Annotated in this window: 24 protein-coding genes; 11 read left to right on the plus strand and 13 right to left on the minus strand. The window is 63.4% G+C overall.

Annotated elements, in window-relative coordinates:
- Nucleotides 1–127: 127 nt before the first annotated feature.
- Nucleotides 128–868: a peptidoglycan editing factor PgeF gene (pgeF, locus tag J3A98_RS20950; protein WP_209968127.1), complete on the minus strand. Its 741-nt coding sequence runs from the start codon at nucleotides 866–868 to the stop codon at nucleotides 128–130.
- Entirely contained in the window at nucleotides 865–1827 is a 963-nt protein-coding gene (gene rluD, locus J3A98_RS20955; RefSeq protein ID WP_003247554.1) for a 23S rRNA pseudouridine(1911/1915/1917) synthase RluD, read from the minus strand. Before rluD ends, pgeF begins: the two co-directional genes overlap by 4 nt.
- A 147-nt stretch (nucleotides 1828–1974) precedes the next feature.
- Between rluD and J3A98_RS20960 the strand changes: the two genes are divergently transcribed.
- The 10 genes from J3A98_RS20960 (at nucleotide 1975) to J3A98_RS21005 (ending at nucleotide 11876) form a co-directional block, all read left to right on the plus strand.
- Nucleotides 1975–2994 carry an outer membrane protein assembly factor BamD gene (locus J3A98_RS20960; RefSeq protein ID WP_004577276.1) on the plus strand — a complete coding sequence of 340 codons (1020 nt, stop codon included), beginning with the start codon at nucleotides 1975–1977 and terminating at the stop codon, nucleotides 2992–2994.
- Between the two features lie 92 nt (nucleotides 2995–3086).
- Nucleotides 3087–3317, plus strand: coding sequence for a PP0621 family protein (locus tag J3A98_RS20965; protein WP_014589594.1), 231 nt, complete (start codon nucleotides 3087–3089; stop codon nucleotides 3315–3317).
- A 266-nt stretch (nucleotides 3318–3583) separates the two neighbouring features.
- On the plus strand, nucleotides 3584–4348 hold the full coding sequence (locus J3A98_RS20970; protein ID WP_020192253.1) for an FCD domain-containing protein: 765 nt from the start codon (nucleotides 3584–3586) through the stop codon (nucleotides 4346–4348).
- 90 nt (nucleotides 4349–4438) lie between these two features.
- Nucleotides 4439–5641 carry an ABC transporter substrate-binding protein gene (locus tag J3A98_RS20975; protein ID WP_003247562.1) on the plus strand — a complete coding sequence of 401 codons (1203 nt, stop codon included), beginning with the start codon at nucleotides 4439–4441 and terminating at the stop codon, nucleotides 5639–5641.
- Between the two features lie 65 nt (nucleotides 5642–5706).
- Complete coding sequence (locus tag J3A98_RS20980; protein WP_176685542.1) at nucleotides 5707–6567, plus strand: branched-chain amino acid ABC transporter permease; 861 nt, start codon at nucleotides 5707–5709, stop codon at nucleotides 6565–6567.
- Nucleotide 6568: 1 nt separating this feature from the next.
- Nucleotides 6569–7588 (plus strand): branched-chain amino acid ABC transporter permease, encoded by a 1020-nt coding sequence (locus tag J3A98_RS20985; RefSeq protein ID WP_209968129.1) that lies wholly within the window; start codon nucleotides 6569–6571, stop codon nucleotides 7586–7588.
- Nucleotides 7588–8340: an ABC transporter ATP-binding protein gene (locus tag J3A98_RS20990; RefSeq protein WP_176685540.1), complete on the plus strand. Its 753-nt coding sequence runs from the start codon at nucleotides 7588–7590 to the stop codon at nucleotides 8338–8340. Before J3A98_RS20985 ends, J3A98_RS20990 begins: the two co-directional genes overlap by 1 nt.
- The gene (locus J3A98_RS20995) at nucleotides 8340–9035 is read left to right on the plus strand and encodes an ABC transporter ATP-binding protein (protein WP_020192256.1); all 696 of its coding nucleotides are present in this window, start codon (nucleotides 8340–8342) and stop codon (nucleotides 9033–9035) included. The genes J3A98_RS20990 and J3A98_RS20995 overlap by 1 nt, the downstream gene beginning before the upstream one ends.
- A 152-nt stretch (nucleotides 9036–9187) precedes the next feature.
- A complete protein-coding gene (locus J3A98_RS21000; RefSeq protein ID WP_245354979.1) occupies nucleotides 9188–10465 on the plus strand; it encodes a Zn-dependent hydrolase in 1278 nt (425 codons plus the stop codon).
- Between the two features lies 1 nt (nucleotide 10466).
- Nucleotides 10467–11876 carry an amidase gene (locus J3A98_RS21005; RefSeq protein WP_209968132.1) on the plus strand — a complete coding sequence of 470 codons (1410 nt, stop codon included), beginning with the start codon at nucleotides 10467–10469 and terminating at the stop codon, nucleotides 11874–11876.
- 144 nt (nucleotides 11877–12020) lie between these two features.
- On the opposite strand, the gene thiO is transcribed toward J3A98_RS21005, so the two are convergent.
- Genes thiO through J3A98_RS21030 form a run of 5 tightly spaced genes read right to left on the minus strand, consistent with a single transcriptional unit; the run spans nucleotide 12021 to nucleotide 14848 of the window.
- Nucleotides 12021–13118 (minus strand): glycine oxidase ThiO, encoded by a 1098-nt coding sequence (gene thiO, locus J3A98_RS21010; RefSeq protein WP_176685744.1) that lies wholly within the window; start codon nucleotides 13116–13118, stop codon nucleotides 12021–12023.
- A 54-nt stretch (nucleotides 13119–13172) separates the two neighbouring features.
- Nucleotides 13173–13562: a type IV pilin protein gene (locus J3A98_RS21015; protein ID WP_176685743.1), complete on the minus strand. Its 390-nt coding sequence runs from the start codon at nucleotides 13560–13562 to the stop codon at nucleotides 13173–13175.
- A 1-nt stretch (nucleotide 13563) separates the two neighbouring features.
- Nucleotides 13564–14028: a hypothetical protein gene (locus J3A98_RS21020; RefSeq protein WP_176685742.1), complete on the minus strand. Its 465-nt coding sequence runs from the start codon at nucleotides 14026–14028 to the stop codon at nucleotides 13564–13566.
- Nucleotides 14025–14669, minus strand: a complete 645-nt coding sequence (locus tag J3A98_RS21025) for a prepilin-type N-terminal cleavage/methylation domain-containing protein (protein ID WP_209968134.1) — start codon at nucleotides 14667–14669, stop codon at nucleotides 14025–14027. The genes J3A98_RS21020 and J3A98_RS21025 overlap by 4 nt, the downstream gene beginning before the upstream one ends.
- The gene (locus J3A98_RS21030; RefSeq protein ID WP_049588116.1) at nucleotides 14666–14848 is read right to left on the minus strand and encodes a prepilin-type N-terminal cleavage/methylation domain-containing protein; all 183 of its coding nucleotides are present in this window, start codon (nucleotides 14846–14848) and stop codon (nucleotides 14666–14668) included. Before J3A98_RS21030 ends, J3A98_RS21025 begins: the two co-directional genes overlap by 4 nt.
- Nucleotides 14849–14957: 109 nt before the next feature.
- On the opposite strand from J3A98_RS21030, the gene J3A98_RS21035 reads away from it, so the two are divergent.
- The gene (locus tag J3A98_RS21035) at nucleotides 14958–15440 is read left to right on the plus strand and encodes a GspH/FimT family pseudopilin (RefSeq protein WP_209968137.1); all 483 of its coding nucleotides are present in this window, start codon (nucleotides 14958–14960) and stop codon (nucleotides 15438–15440) included.
- A 76-nt stretch (nucleotides 15441–15516) separates the two neighbouring features.
- Here J3A98_RS21035 and ispH read toward each other — a convergent pair whose 3' ends face one another.
- From ispH to murJ, 6 genes are all read right to left on the minus strand, one after another.
- Nucleotides 15517–16464 (minus strand): 4-hydroxy-3-methylbut-2-enyl diphosphate reductase, encoded by a 948-nt coding sequence (gene ispH / locus J3A98_RS21040; RefSeq protein WP_209968139.1) that lies wholly within the window; start codon nucleotides 16462–16464, stop codon nucleotides 15517–15519.
- 14 nt (nucleotides 16465–16478) lie between these two features.
- The gene (gene fkpB / locus J3A98_RS21045) at nucleotides 16479–16916 is read right to left on the minus strand and encodes an FKBP-type peptidyl-prolyl cis-trans isomerase (RefSeq protein ID WP_010951871.1); all 438 of its coding nucleotides are present in this window, start codon (nucleotides 16914–16916) and stop codon (nucleotides 16479–16481) included.
- Nucleotides 16909–17424 carry a signal peptidase II gene (lspA, locus tag J3A98_RS21050; RefSeq protein ID WP_176685739.1) on the minus strand — a complete coding sequence of 172 codons (516 nt, stop codon included), beginning with the start codon at nucleotides 17422–17424 and terminating at the stop codon, nucleotides 16909–16911. Before lspA ends, fkpB begins: the two co-directional genes overlap by 8 nt.
- Entirely contained in the window at nucleotides 17417–20248 is a 2832-nt protein-coding gene (ileS, locus tag J3A98_RS21055; protein ID WP_209968141.1) for an isoleucine--tRNA ligase, read from the minus strand. The genes lspA and ileS overlap by 8 nt, the downstream gene beginning before the upstream one ends.
- Entirely contained in the window at nucleotides 20245–21195 is a 951-nt protein-coding gene (gene ribF / locus J3A98_RS21060) for a bifunctional riboflavin kinase/FAD synthetase (RefSeq protein WP_010951868.1), read from the minus strand. The genes ileS and ribF overlap by 4 nt, the downstream gene beginning before the upstream one ends.
- Nucleotides 21196–21313: 118 nt before the next feature.
- The gene (murJ, locus tag J3A98_RS21065) at nucleotides 21314–22852 is read right to left on the minus strand and encodes a murein biosynthesis integral membrane protein MurJ (protein WP_129933645.1); all 1539 of its coding nucleotides are present in this window, start codon (nucleotides 22850–22852) and stop codon (nucleotides 21314–21316) included.
- Nucleotides 22853–22857: the final 5 nt, after the last annotated feature.

The raw sequence follows: 22857 nt of genomic DNA on the forward strand, positions 1-22857 counted from the left end.
CCGAAGTCAACCTGTTGGATTAATGGGGCCATTCGCGGGCATGCCCGCTTCCACAGGTACACCACCGGTTTCAACGTTTGTGGAATCTCTGTGGGAGCGGGCATGCCCGCGAAGAGGCCGGTACCGGCTAGCGCGGGTCCAGCCAGACCAACGATGCAAAACGCCCACCCTGCGGGGTACGGCGATAGGAGAAGAACCGTGCATCACTGACCGTGCACAAGCCACCGCCATAAACAGCAGTCACGCCACGGGCAGCCAGGCGAATACGCGCCAGCTCATAGATATCCGCCAACAGCTTGCCTGGCCGTTCGCCGTCGGCGAATGCCCGAGCTGCTTGCGGGTGCACGGCGGTAAAGGCATCACGCACTTCCAGCCCCACTTCGAACGCTTGCGGGCCGATGGCAGGCCCCAGCCACACCAGCACCTCTTCTGGCGACAGCGCCAGCCGGTCCAGCGTGGCTTCCAGCACGCCACCCGCCAGCCCGCGCCAGCCCGCATGTGCCGCCGCCACGCGGGTGCCCGCGCGGTCGCAGAACAGCGCAGGCAGGCAATCGGCGGTCATCACGGTGCAAGCAATGCCTGGCTGGCGGGTCCAGCTGGCATCGGCCTCGGCCACCACGGCCGGGTCGGCATCCGCCACCACCAGGCCATGCACCTGCTTGAGCCAGGCCGGTTGGATGGCGAACTGTTCGCTCAGGCGGCGGCGGTTCTCGGCGACTGCGGCAGGGTCATCCCCAACATGGTCGCCGAGGTTGAAGGTTTCATAGGGCGGCAGGCTGACGCCGCCCTGACGGGTGGTGACACAGGCGCGAACCGAGGCCGGGGCCGGCCAGTCGGGGAATAGCAACGCCTGCGTCAGGTCACTCATCCGATGAAACTCTCGCGGTCCTGGTTCAACAGCGACAGCAACCAGACGAAGTCATCCGGCAGTGGCGATTCCCACTTCATGACTTCACCGGTAATCGGGTGGGCCAAGGCGAGGAAACGCGCATGCAGCGCCTGGCGCGGGAAGGTCTTGACCGCCTCGACCATGGTCGGGCTGGCAGCGGGCGGAATACGGAAGCGCCCGCCGTACGTCTGGTCGCCAACCAGCGGGAAACCCACATGGGCCATGTGCACGCGAATCTGGTGGGTACGGCCGGTTTCCAGCTTGACCCGCACATGGGTGTGCGAGCGGAAGCGCTTGAGTACGCGGTAGTGGCTGACCGCCGGCTTGCCGCCGTCGGTTACAGCCATGCGCTGGCGCATGCCGCCGTGACGGCCGATGGGCGCGTCGATCTTGCCACCGGCAGTCACCACGCCAATCACGATGCACTCGTAGATGCGGCTGACCTTGCGGGCCTGCATCTGCTCGACCAGCTTGGTCTGCGCCTGCAGGGTCTTGGCCACCACCATCAGGCCGGTGGTGTCCTTGTCCAGGCGGTGCACAATACCGGCGCGCGGCACGTTGACGATGTCTGGCACATGGTGCAGCAGCGCGTTGAGCAGGGTGCCGCTGGCATGCCCGGCCGCCGGGTGCACAACCAGCCCGGCAGGCTTGTTGATCACCAGGATGTGGTCGTCTTCGTAGACGATATCCAGTTCGATATCTTCTGCGATCCACTCGCCCTGGGCCTCTTGCTCGGCCTCCAGGGCAAGCAGAGAACCACCATGAACAAGGTCTCGAGGGCGCACGACTGCACCATCGACCGTCAGGCGGCCCTCTTTGATCCACGAAGTTAGCCGCGAACGCGAGTACTCGGCGAACAATTGGGCGGCGACCTGGTCGAGGCGTTGGCCGCCCAGTTCGGACGGTACCTCTGCGCTAAGTTGAATGATCTCGGACATGCTCGATTCGGCGGGCGCACAGCCTTTGGTTTCGGCTGCGAGCTTGTGGTTAAATACGGCTTCTTTTGTCCCGGGGTTGGCCGGGGCGCTCATCATAACAGGACGGCACCGCCCAAGACAGCGGCCGTCAAAGGGACGCAAGCCGCCATGCGAGTGAAACACCTGCTGCTGATCGCCATCCTCGGGCTTACCGCGGCCTGTTCCTCTAATAAAGAGGTCATTGACGAGAACCTCAGCGAGGCCGAACTGTACCAGCAGGCCCAGGCTGATCTGGACAACTCCAGCTACACCAGCGCCGTGAACAAGCTCAAGGCCCTGGAGTCGCGCTACCCGTTCGGCCGCTATGCCGATCAGGCGCAACTCGAGCTGATCTATGCCAACTACAAGAACTCCGAGCCCGAGGCAGCCAAATCGGCCGCCGAGCGCTTCATCCGCCTGCACCCGCAGCACCCGAACGTCGATTACGCCTACTACCTCAAGGGCCTGACTTCGTTCGACCAGGACCGTGGCCTGCTGGCGCGCTTCCTGCCGCTGGACATGACCAAGCGTGACCCGGGCGCCGCCCGCGACTCGTACAACGAGTTCGCCCAGCTGACCAGCCGTTTCCCCAACAGCCGCTACGCGCCAGACGCCAAGCAGCGCATGATCTACCTGCGCAACCTGCTGGCTTCTTACGAAATCCATGTGGCCGACTACTACCTGAGCCGCCAGGCTTATGTAGCGGCTGCCAACCGTGGCCGTTACGTGGTGGAAAACTTCCAGGAAACCCCGTCCGTCGGTGACGGCCTGGCGGTGATGGTCGAGTCGTACCAGAAGCTGCACCTGGACGAACTGGCCGCCACGAGCCTGGAAACCCTCAAGCTCAACTACCCGGACCACCCGAGCCTGGTCGATGGCGAGTTCCAGCCCAAGCAGACCGAGTCTGACGGCCGCGGCTGGCTGTCCAAGGCCACCTTGGGCCTGATCGAAACCGATACCCCGCTGCCGCCAGGCGAAACCCGCGCCAACCAGGACGTGGTCAAGCAGTTCCAGGACGCGCGCGACGAGATGCCGCGAGAGCTGCTGCCTAAAGACGAGAACGGCGACCCTATCGTGCCGGAAGGCCCGAAAGAAGCCGAGAAAGACCGTTCCTGGTTCAGCTACATGACCTTTGGTCTGTTCGACTGACCCACAGCGGTAAATGAAAGGGAGGCCAGGCCTCCCTTTTTTTATGGCCGCGTCCTAGACTGTCGGCTTCTTCAACCGACAAGCTGGACATCATGGTTCGCCTACTTTTCTGGATCGCCCTGATCGCCGCCGCGTTCTGGCTGTGGCGCAAATACAAAGTCAGCCAGCAGTCGCACCCCGAGGCGAAGCTGGATGCGCCGCTGAAGATGGTGCGCTGTGCCCATTGCGGTGTGCACCTGCCCAACGACCGGGCGCTGCAGCAGGGCAATGAGTGGTATTGCAGCCAGGCCCACCTGCAGCAGGGCCCTGGCCACCAAGGCTGAACACGATGTCTGTTCAATCCTGAAACCAATTCGAAATCTGTGGGAGCGGGCTTGCCCGCGAAGCAGGCACCACGGTGTATGGCACCGGCTTCGCCGGTGTTCGCGGGCACGCCCGCTCCCACAGTTTTTATCTGCAATTTCGTGTTCCACATATCCCTCCCCGACCCTTTCACACCATTTACGACCCCTCCCCCCGGCCAGCATTGACCCATCCGGCCAAAATTCGCTAAATCCTATTTATCCGCATAAATATGAAAAATAGCGAAATGCTCAAACCCAAACGCAAGCGCCAGAAGCTGTCCGATGTGATCGTCGAATCAGTCAAGCGCTCGATCGTCACCGAAGCGCTGCACCCCGGCGACCGCCTGCCTACCGAGCGGGAGCTGATGGAGCATTTCGAATGTTCCAAGGGCACCGCCCGCGAAGCGCTAAAGGCACTGGAGGTGGAAGGCCTGGTCAGCACCCGCACCGGCCCGACCGGGGGTGCCTACCTGAACGAAGTGGGCACCGAGCCAGCCAGCCGCGCGCTGCGCAACTACCTGCACTTCCAGCACCTGGACGGCGAGCAGGTGTACCAGCTGCGCAAAGTCATCGAGGTAGAACTGGCGGTGTCGGTGATGGGCAAGCTGAGCGAAGCCGATTACGCCGCGCTGCAGGCCAATATCGACTTCTGCAGCGCGCCGGAAGACAGCGAAGAAGGCCAGCGTGAGCAGCGCTTGGCGGAGCTTGAATTCCACACCCTGCTGGCCAATCGCTGCCCCAACCCGTTGCTGCGTTTCATGGCGGTGTTCCTCAACGACCTGCTGCGCGACCTGGTGGTGCTGAAAAAGGCCTACCTGCCCAAGCGCCAGCAGTTCGCCGCCGCCAACATCGACTACCACAAGCAACTGCTGACCGCCTTGCGCGCCAGCGACGAACCCGCCGTACGCCGGCTGATGCACGAACACATGTGCGACGCCGAGCACCACATGACCGCGCTGGAAGGCGAGGTTGCCCGTAACTTCCTGCTGGAGTTCGATCACCACCACTGATGCGCCTGTAAAGAGGCCTGCACACAGGCCCGGCCGTACCCGCTTTGTCATTGCCACTCCTGCCTAATAACCACAAACAAGGAGTTACTCATGCAAAGACGTACCCTGCTCAAGGCAGGCCTTGCCCTGGGTGCCTTAGGTAGCCTCCCCTTGGGGGCACACCGAGCATTCGCCGACCAACCGCTGACCTTCTATGGGCTCAAGTCCATGTCGGGCGCCTTCGCCAGCTACGGCAAGTACGCCGACATGGGCTCGCGCCTGGCCATCGCCGAGCACCCACAGTTGCTCGGGCACCCGCTCAAATACAAAGTCATCGACACCGAAGGCAACGCCGGCAAGGCGGTGCGCAAGGTACAGGAAGCCATCGGCCAGGATGGCGCACGCTTTTTCCAGGGCTGCACCCTGTCGTCTTCGGCACTGGCGGTGTCCAAGGAGATCCACAAAGCCGGCGGCGTGTTCATGACGCCTGTGGGCGCCGATGAAATCACCGGCAAGGACTGCAATGCCTCAACCTTCCGCTGGTCGGTGCCCACCTATGGTGCCATCCGCGAAACCCTGGTGCCGATGAGCCGCCAACTGCCCCAGGCCAAGCGCTGGTACACCATCACCCCGCAATACGTATTCGGCGATGCCCTGCTGGACAACGCCCGCAAAGTGTTCGCCGAGCTCGGCGTAGAACACATCGGCAACAGCTATCACTCGTTGCAGGAGCAGGAATTCTCCGGCTACCTGACCAACGCCATCGCCGCCAAGCCCGACGTGCTGGTGCTGCTCAATTTCGGAAGCCAGGCCTCCAACGCCCTGCGCCAGGCAGTCAACTTCGGCATCAAGGACCGCATGAAAGTGCTGATGGTGTGGTCTGCCGGCCTCGACCAGTTCCAGGAGCTGGGCAGCGACGTGCTCGAGGGCGTGTACCTGGGCGCGCAGTACTGGCACCAGGTCGACACCCCGCTGAACAAACAGTTGGTCGCCGCCACCCGCAAGGCCTATGGCATCAACCCCAACTACCCGCTGGCCGCCGACTACATCGGCACCAAGGTGATGCTCGAGGCCATCGTCAAGGCCGGCAGCCTGGACGGGGCCGCCGTGTCTGCGGCATTGCAGGGCATGCGTTTCCAGGGCCCGACCGGCGAAGAACTGATCCGCCCGGGTGACCACCAGGTGCTCAAGGACTACTACCTGCTGCGAGGCAAGCCCCAGGGGCAGATGCGCGACGAGGACGACCTGGCCGAAGTCATCAGTTCGGGCCGCTCGTTCGTCGAGGTCGATCACACCGGTTGCGCCCTGGCCTGAAGCTGCGGCGTTAGTCACAAACACTTGTACAGGCAGCCGCCCAGCGCGCTGTCGAGGGCACGCTCATGCTCGATTTGTACCTGTTCCAACTGCTCAACGGCCTGGGCCTGGGGATGATCTACTTCCTCATCGCCGTGGGCCTGACGATCATTTTCGGCCTGCTCAACTTCGTCAACTTCGCCCACGGCGCGTTTTTCTTGCTGGGCGCCTACCTGTGCTACACCGCCGTGGCCGTCACCGGCAACTTCTGGCTGGCACTGCTGATTGCGCCACTGGTGGTGGCCGCGCTGGCCTGGGCGGTCGAGCGCCTGTTGATCAAACGCATCTACCACCTGCCACACACCTTCCAGATCCTCGTCACCCTCGGCATCGCGCTGATCATCCAGGAAGCGTCGGTGCTGATCTGGGGCCCGGTGGGCAAGAGCATTGCCGTGCCACCCGAACTGCGCGGGGTGCTGATACTCGGCGACTTCATCTACCCCTACTACCGCTTGTTCCTGATCGGCTTCGCAGCGCTGATCGGTATTGGCCTGTGGCTGCTGCTGGAACGCACCCGTTTCGGCGCATTGGTGCGGGCCGGTAGCGAAAGCACCGAAACCGTGTCGCTGTTGGGCACCAACATTTTCCGCCTGTTCTCCCTGACATTCGCCCTGGGCGTGGGCCTGGCGGGTGTGGCGGGTGTGCTGTTCGCGCCGCTACGGGGCGCCCAGCCCTTCGTCGGCCCAGAGATCCTCGGCATTGCCTTCGTGGTGGTGGTGATTGGCGGTATGGGGTCGTTCGGCGGGGCGCTGGTTGGCGGCCTGCTGGTGGGTGTGGTGCAAAGCATGATGACCAGTCTCTGGCCGCAAGGCGCCAGCCTGATGATCTATGGCGCCATGGCAGCAGTGATTCTGGTCCGTCCCTACGGCCTGTTCGGGAGAGCCTGAGATGAGCGAGAAAAACCCATTGCCAGTCGCCAAGGGCCGCGCCCCGGCACTGCTGTCGCTGGTAATTGCCAGCCTGGTGGCACTGCCGCTGTTGCTGCCATCGGCCACCCTGGCCACCGAGATCCTGATCTTTGCCATGGCCGCACTGGCCTGCAACCTGCTGCTCGGCTACACCGGACTGCTGTCGTTCGGCCAGGGCATCTTCTTTGGCGTGGGCGCCTATGGCGCAGCGCTGCTGATGATCCACCTGCAGTGGGGCATGTTCGCCGCGCTGCTTGGCGCAGCTGTGTTCGGCGCCCTCCTCGCGCTGCTGGTGGGCGCACTGGCGATCCGTCGCACGGGCATCTACTTCGTCATGCTGACCCTGGCCTTCAGCCAGATGGCCTACTTCCTGGCCTATACCCTCAGCGACTGGACCGGGGGTGACAACGGCCTGCTCGATGTGCCACGGCCGAATATCGAAATCGCCGGCCATGTGCTGGTCGACCTGGCCGACCCGCGGCACTTTTATGGATTCGTCGCGGTGCTGTTCCTGTTGATCTTCGCCGCAGCCCTGCGGGTGATCCGTTCGCCATTCGGCAGCACCCTGCTGGCCATCCGCGAAAACGAGACCCGCGCCGCCGCCATCGGCTACGACACCCGCCATTTCAAGATTCTGGTGTTCATGCTGTCGGGCGCCATCACCGGCATCGCCGGGGCGCTGTACGCCATGCTGCTGCACTTTGCGCCGCTGTCGAACATCGACCTGATGATGAGCGAGAACATCCTGATCATGACCATCGTCGGCGGCACCGGCTCACTGTTCGGCTCGCTGCTGGGCGCCGGCGCCATCGTGCTGCTGGGTGACGTGCTGTCGGAACTTTGGCCACGCTGGCTGATGCTGCTGGGGGTGATCCTGATTCTGGTGGTGGTGTTCATGCGTGGCGGCCTGTGGGGCGGCCTGACCGAACTGGGCAAGCGCCTGCTGGCCACCCGCAATGTCCATGACAAACCCCAGGCCAAGACCAAGGAGACCCTGTGATGAGCGACTACCTCCTGGAAACCCGCCACCTGGAGCTGGCCTACGGGCCGTTCAAGGCGGTCGCGGGCGTTGACCTCAAAGTGCGAGCCGGCACCATCCACACCGTCATTGGCCCCAACGGCGCCGGCAAGACCAGCCTGTTCCACTGCCTGACCGGCGAGCGTCAGGCCACGGCCGGCAAGATCCTGTTCAATGGCCAGGACATCATTCGCAAGCCGTCCCACGGGCGGGTGGCGCTTGGCATGGCGCGTTCGTTTCAGCTCACCAGCCTGTTCCAGAACCTTTCAGTGCGCGAGAACCTGCGCCTGGCCGCCCAAGGCCGTGATGGCCTGGGCGCGCTGAACTTCTGGCGTAGCGTCGAGCACAAGCGCAGCCACTGGAACACCGCCGACCAGGTGCTGGAGCGCCTGAAACTGAGCGCCCGTGCCGAAACCCTGGCGGGCGAGCTGTCGCACGGCCAGCAAAGGGTGCTGGAAGTGGGCATGTCGATCTGCGCCAAGCCCACCCTGCTGATGCTCGACGAACCCACTTCGGGCATGGGCATCGACGACATCCCGGTGATGACCGACCTGATCCGCGACCTTGGCCGCGACCATACCGTGCTGCTGATCGAGCACAACATGAGCATTGTCATGTCGATCAGCCAGCGCATCACGGTGATGAGTCACGGCCAGATCCTGGTCGAGGGTACCCCTGAACAGGTGCGCAACGACGAGCGCGTACGCACCGCCTACCTTGGAGAGGCCGCCTGATGCTCAACGTCGATTCGATCCATTCCTACTACGACAAGAGCCATGTGCTCGAAGGTGTCTCGCTCAAGGTCGAGGCAGGCGAACTGGTAACGCTGCTGGGGCGCAACGGTGCAGGCAAGACCACCACCTTGCGCAGCATCCTCGGCATCGTCCGCCCACGACAGGGACAGATCAGCTTCAACGGCCAGCAATTGGTCGGCCGCGAAATTTTCGATATCGCCCGGCTCGGCATTGCTCTGGTGCCGGAACACCGCGGCATTTTCCGCCAGCTCAGCGTGGAGGAGAACCTGAAGATTGCCGTGCGCAAGGCCAGTCGCTGGCAGCTGGAGGACGTGTACAGCATGTTCCCGCGGCTCAAGGAGCGGCGCCGCAACGGTGGTTTCGCCCTGTCCGGTGGCGAACAGCAAATGTTGGCCATCGCCCGCGCGCTGCTCAACGGCCCCAGGCTGCTGATCCTCGACGAGCCCACCGAGGGCCTGGCCCCGGTGATTGTCGATGAACTGGTGAAGATCCTGCGACGGATCAAGGACGAAGGGCTGTCGATCCTGCTGGTAGAGCAGAACCTGATGGTCTGCGATGCCCTTGCTGATCGCCACTATGTGCTGGAGCAGGGCCGCGTCGCTTACCAGGGCAGTGCGGCACAGTTCCGCGAGGACCCGAGCATCAAGAACCGTTACCTGGCCCTTAGCGCCTGACCCGACCGTGCCTACCTGTACCGGCCTATTCGCGGGTGAACCCGCTCCTACAAGGGTGTCACCACCCTCAGCCCTGCGAGGCCTTTGTAGGAGCGGGTTCACCCGCGAATAGGCCAGTACAAGCAACCCAGTAATTTCAGGAGAGATGAACCATGAACACCCGCATCGATCCCTCGCAGCACCTGCTCGGCCAAGGCCCGCTGGTCAACCGCGAACGCCTTTGGCAATCATTGATGGACCTGGCCCAACTCGGCGCCACTGCCAAGGGCGGCGTATGCCGCCTGGCCCTGACAGACCTCGACCGCCAGGCTCGCGACCTGTTCGTCCACTGGTGCGAAGAGGCCGGCTGCACGGTCAGCGTCGACGCCATCGGCAACATCTTCGCACGCCGCCCCGGGCGCAACCCTGCCCTGCCGCCGATCATGACCGGCAGCCACATCGACACCCAACCCACCGGCGGCAAGTTCGATGGCTGCTACGGCGTCATGGCCGGCCTCGAAGTGATGCGTACGCTCAACGACCTGCACCTGACCACCGAGGCCTCGCTGGAAGTGGTGGTATGGACCAACGAAGAAGGTTCGCGCTTCCCGCCCTGCATGATGGGCTCGGGCGTGTTTGCCGGTAAGTTCGGCCTGCAGGAAACCCTGGACAAGGCAGACGACCAAGGCCTGTCGGTTGGCGCGGAACTACAGCGCATCGGTTACGCCGGCGCGCGCCTGCCTACCGGGCATGCCGTGGGCGCCTACTTCGAAGCCCATATCGAACAAGGCCCGGTGCTGGAAGACCAACGCACCACCATCGGCGTGGTCCAAGGCTGCCTGGGGCAGAAATGGTTCGACCTGGTACTGACCGGTGTCGAGGCGCATGCTGGCCCCACGCCCATGCACCTGCGCAAGGACGCATTGGTCGGCGCTGCCGAGGTGGTGGCTGCGGTCAACCGCGTCGCTCACGCGCACCAGCCACATGCCTGTGGCACGGTCGGCTGCCTGACCTTGCACCCAGGCTCTCGCAACGTTATCCCCGGCCAGGTGCACATGACCATCGACCTGCGCCACCTCGACCCTGGGCACCTCGACGCCATGGTCAGCGAAGTGCGCGCAGCCATCGAAACCAGCACGGTGAAACATGGCCTGAGCTATCAGCTGACCCCGACAGCCGACTTCCCGCCGCTGTACTTCGCCGAGCAGTGCGTGGATGCCGTGCGCCAGGGGGCGCGCGCGCTGGGCCTGAGCCACATGGATATCGTCAGCGGCGCCGGTCACGATGCGATCTTCCTCGCTGAACTGGGCCCGGCCGGGATGATCTTCGTGCCATGCGAAGGTGGCATCAGCCACAACGAAATCGAAAATGCCGCGCCCCAGGACCTGGCCGATGGCTGCGACGTCCTGTTGCGCGCCATGTTCCAGGCCGCCAACCCGGGAGCCCGTTAAGATGACCCAGAAAACCGCGATTGGCGAACTCACCGCCGCCGAACTGCTTGAACTGTACCAGCGCCGCCAGCTGTCACCCGTCGAGGTGGTCGACGATGTGCTGGCGCGCATCGACCTGTATAACCCGGCGGTCAACGCCTACTGCCATGTGGATGACGAGGGTGCCCGCGCCGCCGCCCGCGCCAGCGAACAACGCTGGCAGCGCGGCCAGCCCTGTGGCCGACTGGATGGCGTACCCGCCTCGATCAAGGACCTGACCCTGACCCGCGGCATGCCTACCCGCAAGGGCTCGCGTACGACCTCGGGTACCGGGCCATGGGAGGTCGATGCGCCCGTCTCTGCGTTCATGCGTGAAGCCGGTGCAGTGCTGGTGGGCAAGACCACCACGCCAGAGTTCGGCTGGAAAGGCGTGACCGACAACCCGCTGTACGGCATTACCCGCAACCCGTGGGATACCAGGCTGACTGCTGGGGGGTCGTCTGGCGGTGCAGCAGCAGCAGCCGCGCTAAATCTGGGGGTGCTGCATCAGGGCAGCGATGCCGGTGGTTCGATTCGCATCCCCTGCGCATTTACCGGCACCTTCGGCATCAAACCGACCTTCGGCTATGTGCCGCAATGGCCGGCCAGCGCCATGACCGTGCTGTCGCACCTGGGGCCGATGACGCGTACCGTGGACGACTCGGTGCTGATGCTCGACTGCGTAGCGCGCCCCGATGCCCGCGACGGTTTGGCCGGCGCACCCCGGCAGGCGCCGTGGCTCAGCCAGCAGCAAGATCTGAGCGGCCTACGCATCGCCTACAGTGCCAATTTCGGTTACGTGCAGGTCGACCCACAGATCCAGGCACTGGTGGCGCAAGCGGTGCAGCGCCTGGCGCGGCTGGGTGCGCAGGTAGAGGAAGTGGACCCGGGCTTCAGCGACCCGCTAGAAACCTTCAATACCCTGTGGTTTGCCGGTGCGGCGCGGTTGGCCAGTGCCTTGAGCGATGAGCAGAAAGCGTTGCTTGACCCGGGGCTGCGCTGGATTGCCGAACAAGGCGCACAGATCAGCCTTGGCGAATACACCCAGGCGCTTGAGGCACGGGCAGAATTGATAGCGAAGATGAATGCCTTTCATCAGCGATATGACGTGCTGGTATCGCCGATGCTGCCGTTGGTGGCGTTCGAAGCCGGACACAACGTGCCGCCTGGGTCGGGGATGGCGCAATGGATGGAGTGGACGCCGTTCAGTTACCCCTTCAACCTGACCCAACAGCCGGCGGCCTCGGTGCCCTGCGGGTTCACCCGCGAGGGGTTGCCGGTGGGTCTGCAGGTGGTGGCCGGGCGCTTTGCCGATGAGCAAGTGCTGCGGGTGTGCAAGGTGTATGAGCAGCATTATCCGAGCCGGCACCTGCAAGCACCGATTACTGGCTGAAATCTGTGTTGGCTTCTGCGGCCCTTTCGCGGGTGAACCCGCTCCTACACGCACCGATTACTGGCTGAAATCTGTATTGGCTTCTGCGGCCCTTTCGCGGGTGAACCCGCTCGTGTAGGAGCGGGTTTACCCGCGAAGAGGTCCTCAGCCCAAACGCCCTTCTGGCGCATACGGCGCCGGGTCGATAATCGGCTCGGCCCCTGTCAGCAAATCGGTAAACAGTTGGCACGACGCCGGTGCCAGCACCAGCCCGTTGCGATAATGCCCGCAGTTGAGCCACAAGCCTTCATGCCCCGGCACAGGCCCAATGTAAGGGATGCCTTCTGGCGACCCCGGCCGCAGTCCCGCCCAGTGCGCCACCACTGTGGCGCCTTCAAGCTCAGGCAACAACTCCACTGCCGATGCCTTCAGGCTTTCCAGAGCATCCCCGGTCGGGGTCTTGTCATACCCGGCATGCTCCAGCGTGCTCCCCACCAGAATGTGCCCGTCACGTCGCGGGATTGCATAGCGCCCCTTGGCCAGCACCATGCTCGGCAAGAAGTCTTCTGCGCACTTGAACAGGATCATCTGGCCCTTCACGGGCTCCACCGGCAGTTCAAGGCCAAGGGTACGCAACAGGTCGCCACTCCAGGCGCCTGCGCTGAGCACAACCTCATCCGCCGCCAGTACGCCATCAGCCGTCTGTACACCAGCCACGCGCCCCTTTTCCTGCACGAAGCCGGTGATCTGGCAGTGTTCGCGCAAGCTCACGTTCGGCAGCGCCAGCAACGCCGCCTTCAGCGACTTGACCAAGCGCGGGTTGCGCACATTGGCCACGCCAGCCATGTAGATGGCGTGCTTGAAGCCCGGGCCCAGCACCGGCACCGCATCGTAGGCCGCGGAAATATCCACGGCACTCAGCGGCCGCTGCTCGCGCGCGGCCCAGGCCAATGCTTCGGCCTCGTCGTCCAGGTCGAGCCAGTACAGCCCGGTGGTGTGAACTTCGGGGTCGACCCCGGTGCTGGCGAACAGACGCTCGCCCAGCTGTGGATAAAAGTCCTGCGACCAGTGCGCCAGAGCGGTCACGGCGGGGCTGTAACGCCACGGGTACAACGGCGAGACAATGCCTCCGCCAGCCCAGGACGACTCTCGGCCAACCTCGCCCTGATCGCACACCACCACCTGGCCGACCTTGGCTGCCAGGTTGAATGCCGTCAGCAGGCCGATCACCCCGCCACCAACCACCACTACTTGCTTGCTCATCTGTCGATCCAACACCTGAAGTAAAACCGCGATGCACCGGGCATCATTGAACCTTCAACTTCCCCAACAGTGCGGGCCGTGCTCAACGGCGCCCGGATTGTGCTGCACGCCAGCCTGGTCGAGCTGGAAATCGCCACAGCCATCCTGCGCCATCAGCCCATGCGGTAGCCGCCGGGCGCGCAGCGTGAAGGTGTCACTGTCGCGCTGGGCCTGCAGGCTGTAGTAGCGGGTACCTTCGGGCAAGACCAGGTCGCCCTCGGCGTATTGGCCAGTGCGCACGCGGTGGCGCTCAAGGCGCAGGGCGGCATCATGCAGCAGGCCAACCACTTCGCTGCGCGCGGCTCGCCGAAGCTGGTCGCTGTAACTGGGGTAGGCAATGGCTGCCAGAATGCCGGTCACGGCCAGCACAATCAACAACTCGATCAGGCTCAAGCCTTGCTGCATGTCAGTCTCCTCGCAATCTTTGCCGCCAGGTGATGCGTTGGGTTTGATTGCCGGCCACGGCGTAGACCGCTTCCAGCACATGCCGTGAGCGGCTTTGCTTGCTGACGGCGGTAATCCGGAACAGGCTAACCGGCTGCCCTTCGGGCATGTGCGCGGCACGTGTGCTGACACCCAGGTTCTGCAGCTGGAAAAAGCCGGTCTGGGTACCTTGCCACTGCCCAACCAGATCGTGCGGCCTGGGCGGTGGCAGGCACGCGATACAAACGTCAGGGGGCGCCCGTTCAAGTTCGCGTACCCCAGCCAGCAAAGTGGCCTCAGCCTCTTCCAGCGCCATCAGGCCATCGCTCAGGTAGCCGGTCATCCGCGTTTCCACCAGCGCGTCGCGCAGGGCAGATGTGGCAAGCAGGCCCAGCAGGACGCTCAGGACCAAGGCCAGTAGAAGAACCACGCCACGCTGGTGAGTCATGAAGCGGGGACCGGGTTGCGGATTGCGACGCTCAACTCATGGCGCTGCTGAACCTTGAGCGTGGGTTCGTAAAGCGTCAGGCTGATATCCACCCGTTCCCCCCCCACCATCTGCACACGCTCTACACGCATCGCCTGCACATTATCAACCAACGGTTGAAATTTGCTGTTTCCGCGTTTGAACCTCAGCTTATCGCCCTGGAACTGGTAGACATACCTGCTGACCGGGTACACCAGTGGGTCCCCAGCCTTGCGCGCTGCATCGACAGACGCTTTGGTCAGGCAATCGGTGTGCAGAAACCAGTCAGGTCGGCCAGCTTGCCCAGGCAACTCCGCCACGATCAGGCTGAGGGTGGACGCTTCGATCACCAAGGGGCGAGCGAAGACCTGCTGTAATGCCGGGTCATCGAAATCGGAAGGTTTCAGGCGCAAACAGCCAAACATGCCGGCCATGCGAATATCCTGGGCCATGCGCAACAACGCCTGCCGCGCCTCATCCTGCATGCGCAGCGCAGTACTTTGCAGGCGCCAGGCCTGGTGAGCCGATGCAAAGAGCTGACTGGCGGCCGCCAACAGCATCAACCCGATAGTCAGCGCCAACATAAGCTCAACCAAACCAAAACCACGTTGGCCGCGCCTCATCGACGCCCCCGTTCATGCTCGCTGTGCGCCGCCATTGCCGCCTGCCCATTGCGACGCGCACTGTCCACAGCCTGCAAGGCCTGCAGTTGCAGCCCCGCTGCGGCGAACATACCCACGGCCACGACCACAACCGCCAACAGCACTTCCAGAAGCGTCATGCCCCCTTGCCTTGCGTGCATCCCTGCACCTCCTGCGACTTTTCCCGTCATTGCTTTCAACTTGGGCGACTGGACCTCTTGTCCAACCGCCAGGAAGCTATAGCCAAGCACGTCCAGGGAGGAATGCACGGTGAAGCAACGCGGCGTAACACTGATACAAATGTTGTCGGCCTTGGCCGTGGCGGTGTTGCTGACGCAGTTCGGCATACCGGCCTACGCCAGAATGAGCGATGACCTTCACAGGGCAGCAGCAGCGCGTGATCTGGCCCAAGCGTTGCGTAGTGCACGCAGCCATGCGCTGTTGCAGGGCCAGCCGGTGCTGGTGCTAGCGCTGGACGGTAATTGGGGGAATGGTTGGCGGGTGGTGCTGGAGCATAACCGGCAGGTGCTACGCGAACAGCGCCTTGCAAAGCCGCTGAAAATAACCAGCAATCGCGGTGAGCAGTTCAAATTCAGTGCGCTGGGCGTGCCAATGACGTCGAGCAACGGCTGGTTGGGCGCAACACTGGAAATGTGCGAACGCTCCGCTGCTCGCAGCCGATATCAGGTGGCGCTGGCATCAAGCGGCAGAGTCAGGTTGCTTACGGAGGACCAGAGCAATGACCGCTGCTAGCGCGGTCATTGCAGGAGCGGTCTTGTGTCGCGCAAGGGCTGCAAAGCAGCCCCTGCATTGGCGGCGGTGCTGCCCGTCAGATCAGCGAGCGAACCCGCAGCTCTTTGGGCATTGAAAAGGTGATGTTCTCTTCGCGCCCGTCCAGCTCTTCAGCGCCAGTGGCGCCCCAGGCCTTGAGCTGTTCGATCACGCCACGCACCAGCACTTCGGGCGCAGAAGCACCGGCGGTGATGCCGATCCGCGCGGTCTGGTCAAACCAGCCGCGTTGCATGTCCTCGGCACCGTCGATCAGGTAGGCCGGGGTGCCCATGCGCTCAGCCAGCTCGCGCAAACGGTTGGAGTTGGAACTGTTCGGGCTGCCCACCACCAGCACCACGTCGCTCTCGCCGGCCAGTTGCTTGACGGCATCCTGGCGGTTCTGGGTGGCGTAGCAGATGTCGTCCTTGCGCGGGCCACCGATGTTCGGGAAACGCGCACGCAGAGCATCAATGACGCGGCTGGTGTCGTCCATCGACAGTGTTGTCTGGGTGACGAAAGCCAGGTGGTCCGGGTCGCGCACCTGCAGGTTGGCCACATCTTCCTCGTCTTCGACAAGGTAGATGGCGCCGCCGTTGCTGGCATCGTACTGGCCCATGGTGCCTTCGACTTCCGGGTGCCCTTCGTGGCCGATGAGAATGCACTCACGGCCATCGCGGCTGTACTTGGCCACTTCGATGTGAACCTTGGTCACCAGCGGGCAGGTGGCATCGAACACTTTCAAGCCACGGCCAGCAGCTTCCTGGCGCACAGCCTGGGAAACACCGTGGGCACTGAAGATGACGATGACATCGTCCGGCACCTGGTCCAATTCTTCGACAAAGATGGCGCCGCGGTTACGCAAGTCTTCCACCACGAACTTGTTGTGCACCACTTCGTGACGCACATAGATCGGCGGGCCGAAGACTTCCAGCGCGCGGTTGACGATCTCGATCGCCCGGTCGACCCCGGCGCAGAAGCCGCGAGGGTTGGCGAGTTTGATTTGCATGCTCGGCTCCAGGCTTACAGGGCCTTCACCTCGAGGATCTCCACCTCGAAGGTCAGGGTCTTGCCAGCCAGTGGGTGATTGAAGTCGATGGTGACCTGGTCGTCATCGAACGCTTTGACCACACCCGGCAGCTCGGTGTTGGCGGCGTCGTTGAAGATGATCAGCAGCCCTTCGGACAACTCCATGCCTTCGAAGTTGGACCTCGGCATGACCTGCACGTTCTGCGGGTTAGGCTGGCCGAAGGCGTTCTCCGGGGCCACTGCCACGGTGCGCTTGTCACCAGCCTTGAAGCCGAACAGGGCGTTTTCAAAGCCCGGCAGCAGGTTGCCATCACCCACTTTGAAGGTGGCCGGGGCTTTATCGAACGTGCTGTCGACGGTATCGCCATTTTCCAGGTGCAGCGCGAAGTGCAGGGTGACTTCGGTGTTCTGGCCGATACGGGTGTCAGTCATGGACCGGATCCTCAGACTTCTTGCTCTTGAACATATCCAGCGCCAGCATCACCGCACCAACGGTGATGGCGCTGTCGGCCACGTTGAAGGCCGGGAAGTAATGGCGGTTCTGCCAGTGCACCAGGATGAAGTCGACCACATGGCCCAGCACGATGCGGTCGTACAGGTTGCCAATCGCCCCACCCAGCACCAGCGCCAGCGCCACGGCCAGCCAGGTCTCGTTGCGCCCCAGGCGCTTGAGCCACACCACCAGCACCGCGCTGACCACCACGGCGATCAGGGCGAACAACCAGCGCTGCCAACCCGCACCGTCAGCCAGGAAGCTGAACGCAGCACCGGTGTTGTAGGCCAGGGTCCAGCTGAAGTAGTCAGGAATGACCACGATCTGCTGGTACATGGTCAGGGTGTTGTTGAAGTACAGCTTGGTGGCCTGGTCGACGACCAGGACCAGCAAGCTCAGCCACAGCCATGCAAGGCGCCCGAAGCGCCCCGCTGCAGGGTTAGGCATAGTGGCGTACCTCACCCGAGCCGGTCAGGTTGTCGACGCAACGGCCGCAGATTTCCGGGTGTTCCGGATGGCTGCCAACATCGGCGCGGAAGTGCCAGCAACGGCCGCACTTGGTGTGGCCGGACTTGACCACTTTCAGCTTGAGGCCTTCGACCTCAGTGGCTACGGCTTCGGCCGGCGCCTGTGCGAATGGCACCACGCTGGCGGCCGAGGTGATCAGCACGAAGCGCAGCTCGTCGCCGAGCTTGCCCAGGTCGGCACTCAGGCCTTCGTCGGCGTACAGGGTAACTTCAGCCTGCAGGTTGCCACCAATGACCTTGGCGGTACGCTGGTTTTCCAGCTCTTTGTTCACCGATGCCTTCACCGCCATCACGCGGTCCCAGTAAGCGCGGCCCAGCTCGGTGCCTTCCGGCAGCTCGCTCAGGCCTTCGTACCAGCCGTTGAGCATCACCGACTCGTTGCGCTCGCCCGGCAGGTACTGCCAGATTTCGTCGGCGGTGAATGCCAGGATCGGCGCGATCCAGCGCACCAGCGCTTCGCTGATGTGGTACAGCGCAGTCTGGCAGGAACGGCGGGCGACACTGTTGGCGCCGGTGGTGTACTGGCGGTCCTTGATGATGTCGAGGTAGAAGCCGCCCAGCTCCTGTACGCAGAAGTTGTGCACTTTGGAGTAGACGTTCCAGAAACGGTACTCACTGTAGTGCTCTTCCAGCTCGCGTTGCAGCAGCAGGGTACGGTCCACGGCCCAGCGGTCCAGCGCCAGCATGTCTTCCGGGGCCAGCAGGTCGCGGGCCGGGTCGAAGCCGGACAGGTTGGACAGCAGGAAGCGTGCGGTATTGCGGATACGCCGGTAGGCGTCGGCACTGCGCTGCAGGATCTGCTCGGAAACGGCCATTTCACCGGAATAGTCGGTGGCCGAAACCCACAGGCGCAGGATATCGGCACCCAGGGTGTTGTTGACCTTCTCCGGTTCGATGGTGTTGCCCAGCGACTTGGACATCTTGCGGCCGTTTTCGTCCACGGTGAAACCGTGGGTCAGCAGCTCGCGATATGGCGCATGGTTATCGATGGCACAACCGGTCAGCAAGGAAGAGTGGAACCAGCCGCGGTGCTGGTCCGAACCTTCCAGGTACAGGTCGGCGCGCGGGCCGGTAGTGTGGCCAATGTCGTGCGAGCCACGCAGCACATGCCAGTGGGTGGTGCCCGAGTCGAACCACACGTCGAGGGTGTCGGCGATCTTGTCGTACTGGTCGGCTTCAGCACCCAGCAGTTCAGCGGCGTCCAGCTTGAACCAGGCCTCGATGCCTTGCTGCTCGACACGCTTGGCCACTTCCTCCATCAGCTCGACAGTGCGTGGATGCAGCTCGCCGGTCTGCTTGTGCAGGAAGAACGGGATCGGCACACCCCAGTTGCGCTGACGCGAGATGCACCAGTCCGGGCGGTTGGCGATCATCGCGTGCAGGCGCGCCTGGCCCCAGGCCGGAACGAACTTGGTGTCTTCGATGGCTTTAAGCGCACGCTCACGCAGCGGCTCGCCGGTGGTCGGCTGCTTGTCCATGCCCACGAACCACTGCGCGGTGGCGCGGTAGATCAGCGGGGTCTTGTGGCGCCAGCAGTGCATGTAGCTGTGGCTGATGGTTTCGGTGTGCATCAGCGCACCGACTTCGCTCAGCTTCTCGACGATGGCCGGGTTGGCCTTCCAGATGAACTGGCCGCCGAAGTAGGGCAGCGAATCGACATACACGCCGTTGCTCTGCACCGGGGTGAGGATGTCGTCATTGACCATGCCGTAGCGCTTGCAGGTGACGAAGTCGTCTTCACCGTAGGCTGGCGAGGAATGCACCACGCCGGTACCGGCGCCCAGCTCGACGTAGTCGGCCAGGTAGATTGGCGACAGGCGATCGTAGAACGGATGGCGGAAGTTGATCAGTTCCAGCGCCGAACCTTGGGCGGTGGCCAGGACCGAGCCTTCCAGGTTGTAGCGTTTCAGGCACGACTCGACCAGCTCTTCAGCCAGCACCAGCAGGCGCTCGCCGGTGTCGACCAGGGCGTACGTGAACTCCGGGTGGATATTCAGGGCCTGGTTGGCCGGGATGGTCCACGGGGTGGTGGTCCAGATCACGATGGCGGCCGGCTTGGCCAGCGAGGCCAGGCCGAAGGCGGCGGCGAGCTTGGCGTCATCGGCAACCGGGAAGGCCACGTCGATGGTCTGCGACTTCTTGTCGGCGTACTCGACTTCCGCTTCAGCCAGCGCCGAACCGCAGTCAAAGCACCAGTTCACCGGCTTCAGGCCCTTGAACACGAAGCCTTGCTTGACCATTTCGGCCAAGGCACGGATTTCACCGGCCTCGTTGGCGAAGTTCATGGTCTTGTATGGGTTGTCCCAGTCACCCAGTACGCCCAGGCGGATGAACTCGGTCTTCTGCCCTTCGATCTGGTCGGCAGCGTACTCGCGGCACAGCTCGCGGGTACGATCAGCGGAAAGGTGCTTGCCGTGGGTAACCTCGACCTTGTGCTCGATCGGCAGGCCGTGGCAGTCCCAGCCTGGCACGTACGGCGCATCGAAGCCGGCCAGGGTCTTGGAACGGACGATCATGTCCTTGAGGATCTTGTTCAACGCATGACCGATATGAATCTTGCCGTTGGCATAGGGCGGGCCGTCGTGCAGGACGAACTTGGGACGATCCTTGCCAATTTCGCGCAGCTTCTGGTACAGGCCAATGCTGTCCCAGCGCTGCAGGATCTGCGGTTCGCGCTGAGGCAGGCCGGCCTTCATGGGGAAGGCGGTGTCCGGAAGGTTAAGCGTGGCTTTGTAGTCGGTCATTTCAGGCTCTTCGTTAGCGGTTGAGCGTGCCAATGTGCACGTGCGGCGGCGATATCCGCATCGATCGCCGACTTCAGCGCCTCCAGGGAGGCGAATCGCTGCTCTTCACGCAGCTTGTGGTGGAACTCCACCGTCAGGCGCCGGCCGTAAAGATCGCCGGCAAAGTCCAGAAGATGAATCTCCAGGTGCGGGCGCCCATCACCGGCAACGGTGGGGCGCACGCCGATATTGCCGACACCCGGCCAAGCTTTGCCGTCGATCACGATGCTGGCCAGGTATACCCCGGACAGCGGCACGCGGCGGCGCTTGAGCTGGATGTTGGCGGTTGGTGTGCCGAGCTGGCGGGCCAGCTTCTGGCCGTGCAGCACGCGGCCTGTAATGCGGTACGGGCGGCCCAGCAGGTGTTCGGCCAGCTCGAAGTCGCCCTCGGACAAGGCCTTGCGCACTTCGGTGCTGCTGACCCGCAGGCCATCCTGGATGACCGTGTTGGCGGCCTCGACGGTAAAGCCGTACGCGTTGCCGGCCTCGACCAGGAAAGCGAAGTCGCCAGCGCGATCGCAGCCGAAGCGGAAGTCATCGCCCACTTCGAGATGACGCACGCCCAGACCGTCGACCAGAATGGCCTTGACGAAGGCATCGGCGCTGAGCTTGCTCAGACGCTGGTTGAACGCCAGGCACAGCACCCGGTCGATGCCTTCGGTCGCCAGCAGCTCGATCTTGTCGCGCAGCCGAGCCAGGCGTGCCGGCGCGGTATCGGGTGCGAAGTACTCGCGTGGTTGCGGTTCGAAGATCACCACGCAGGTCGGCAGGCCCAAGGCCTGACCGCGCTCGCGCAGGCGCGCCAGGATTGCCTGGTGGCCGCGGTGAACCCCGTCGAAGTTGCCAATGGTGGCGACACAGCCCCGGTGCTCGGGGCGCAGGTTGTGAAGACCTCGAACCAGCTGCATAACGCGCTTCTTGCTCATAAAGTGGCCGATTATAACCACACCCGGGCGCTGGTGACAGGCAGCAGCGCCCAAGGGCGGCGTGGAATGCGAAAAACCGACGCCTGACCCGCCCAAAGCCTCAGTGCAAGGCCTTGCGAGCGAAATGCCGGGGCCGGAAGCCGCACAGGTACAGGCAGCCAAAATACGTCACGACACCCGCCAGGATCAGCGCCCCAAGCCGCAGGAAGCGCTCAAGCATGATGCCCTGCTCCCAGGCCGGCATATAATGCATGCCCGCCAGCAGTACTGCCGACATCAGTGCCACCGCCAACACAAGCTTGAGCAGGAACACTGCCCAGCCTGGCTGAGGCTCGAACAGCTGCTGACTGCGCAGCTTCCAGAACAGCAAACCGGCATTCAGGCAGGCACCGAGGCTGATCGCCAATGCCAGGCCGGCATGTGCAAGCGGGCCGACCAGGGCAAGGTTGAACAGCTGGGTGCAGACCAGGGTAAAGACTGCGATCTTCACCGGCGTGCGGATATTCTGCTGCGCGTAGAAGCCAGGTGCCAGTACCTTGATCAGAATGATCGCCAGCAAGCCCACGGAATAGGCGATCAGCGCTCGCTGGGTCATTGCCGCATCAAACGCGCTGAACTTGCCATATTGAAACAAAGCAACGGTCAGCGGTTCGGCAAGAATGGCCAAAGCCAGTGTGCAGGGCAGCACCAGCAAGAAGCACAGGCGCAGGCCCCAGTCGAGAATCCGCGAGTACTCCTCGCGATCCTTGTTGGCGTAGGTCTTGGCCAGGGTGGGCAGCAGGATGGTGCCCAGGGCCACGCCCAGCACGCCCGAAGGCAGCTCCATGAGGCGGTCGGCGTAGTACATCCACGACACCGAGCCGGCCACCAGGAAGGAGGCAAAGATGGTGTTGATGATCAGCGAGATCTGGCTCACCGACACCCCCAGGATCGCCGGCAGCATCTGCTTCAGTACCCGCCACACACCCGCGTCCTTGAGATTCAGACGCGGCAGCACGAGCATGCCGATCTTCTTCAGCGCTGGCAGCTGGTACAGCAACTGCGCCAGGCCACCCGCCAGCACGCCCCAGGCCAACGCCATGATTGGCGGGTTGAAGTACGGCGTCAGCAACACGGCGAAGGCGATCATCGCCACGTTCAGCAGGGTGGGCGTAAAGGCCGGCACCGAAAAGCGGTTCCAGGTATTGAGGATCGCGCCGGCCAGGGAAGACAGCGAGATCAGGAATATATAAGGAAACGTCACCCGCAACAGGTCGGTGGTCAGCTCGTATTTTTCGGTGCTGTCGACAAAACCCGGGGCAGTCGCCCACACCACCCACGGTGCAGCGAGGATGCCGATGGCGGTCACCAGGGCCAGCACCAGGGTCAGAAGGCCGCTGACATAGGCAATGAAGGTTCGCGTCGCCTCCTCGCCCTGCTGGGTCTTGTACTCGGCCAGAATCGGCACGAAGGCCTGGGAGAATGCACCTTCGGCGAAGATGCGCCGCAACAGGTTGGGCAGTTTGAACGCGATGAAGAAGGCGTCGGTAGCGACACCAGCACCGAAGATACGGGCCAGGATGGTGTCGCGAACAAAGCCCAGCACCCGCGAAATCATGGTGATCGAGCTTACTGCAGCCAGGGATTTGAGCAGGTTCATCGAAA

It is taken from the genome of Pseudomonas sp. BP6 (genome assembly GCF_017875935.1).
GTDB lineage: Bacteria > Pseudomonadota > Gammaproteobacteria > Pseudomonadales > Pseudomonadaceae > Aquipseudomonas > Aquipseudomonas putida_Y.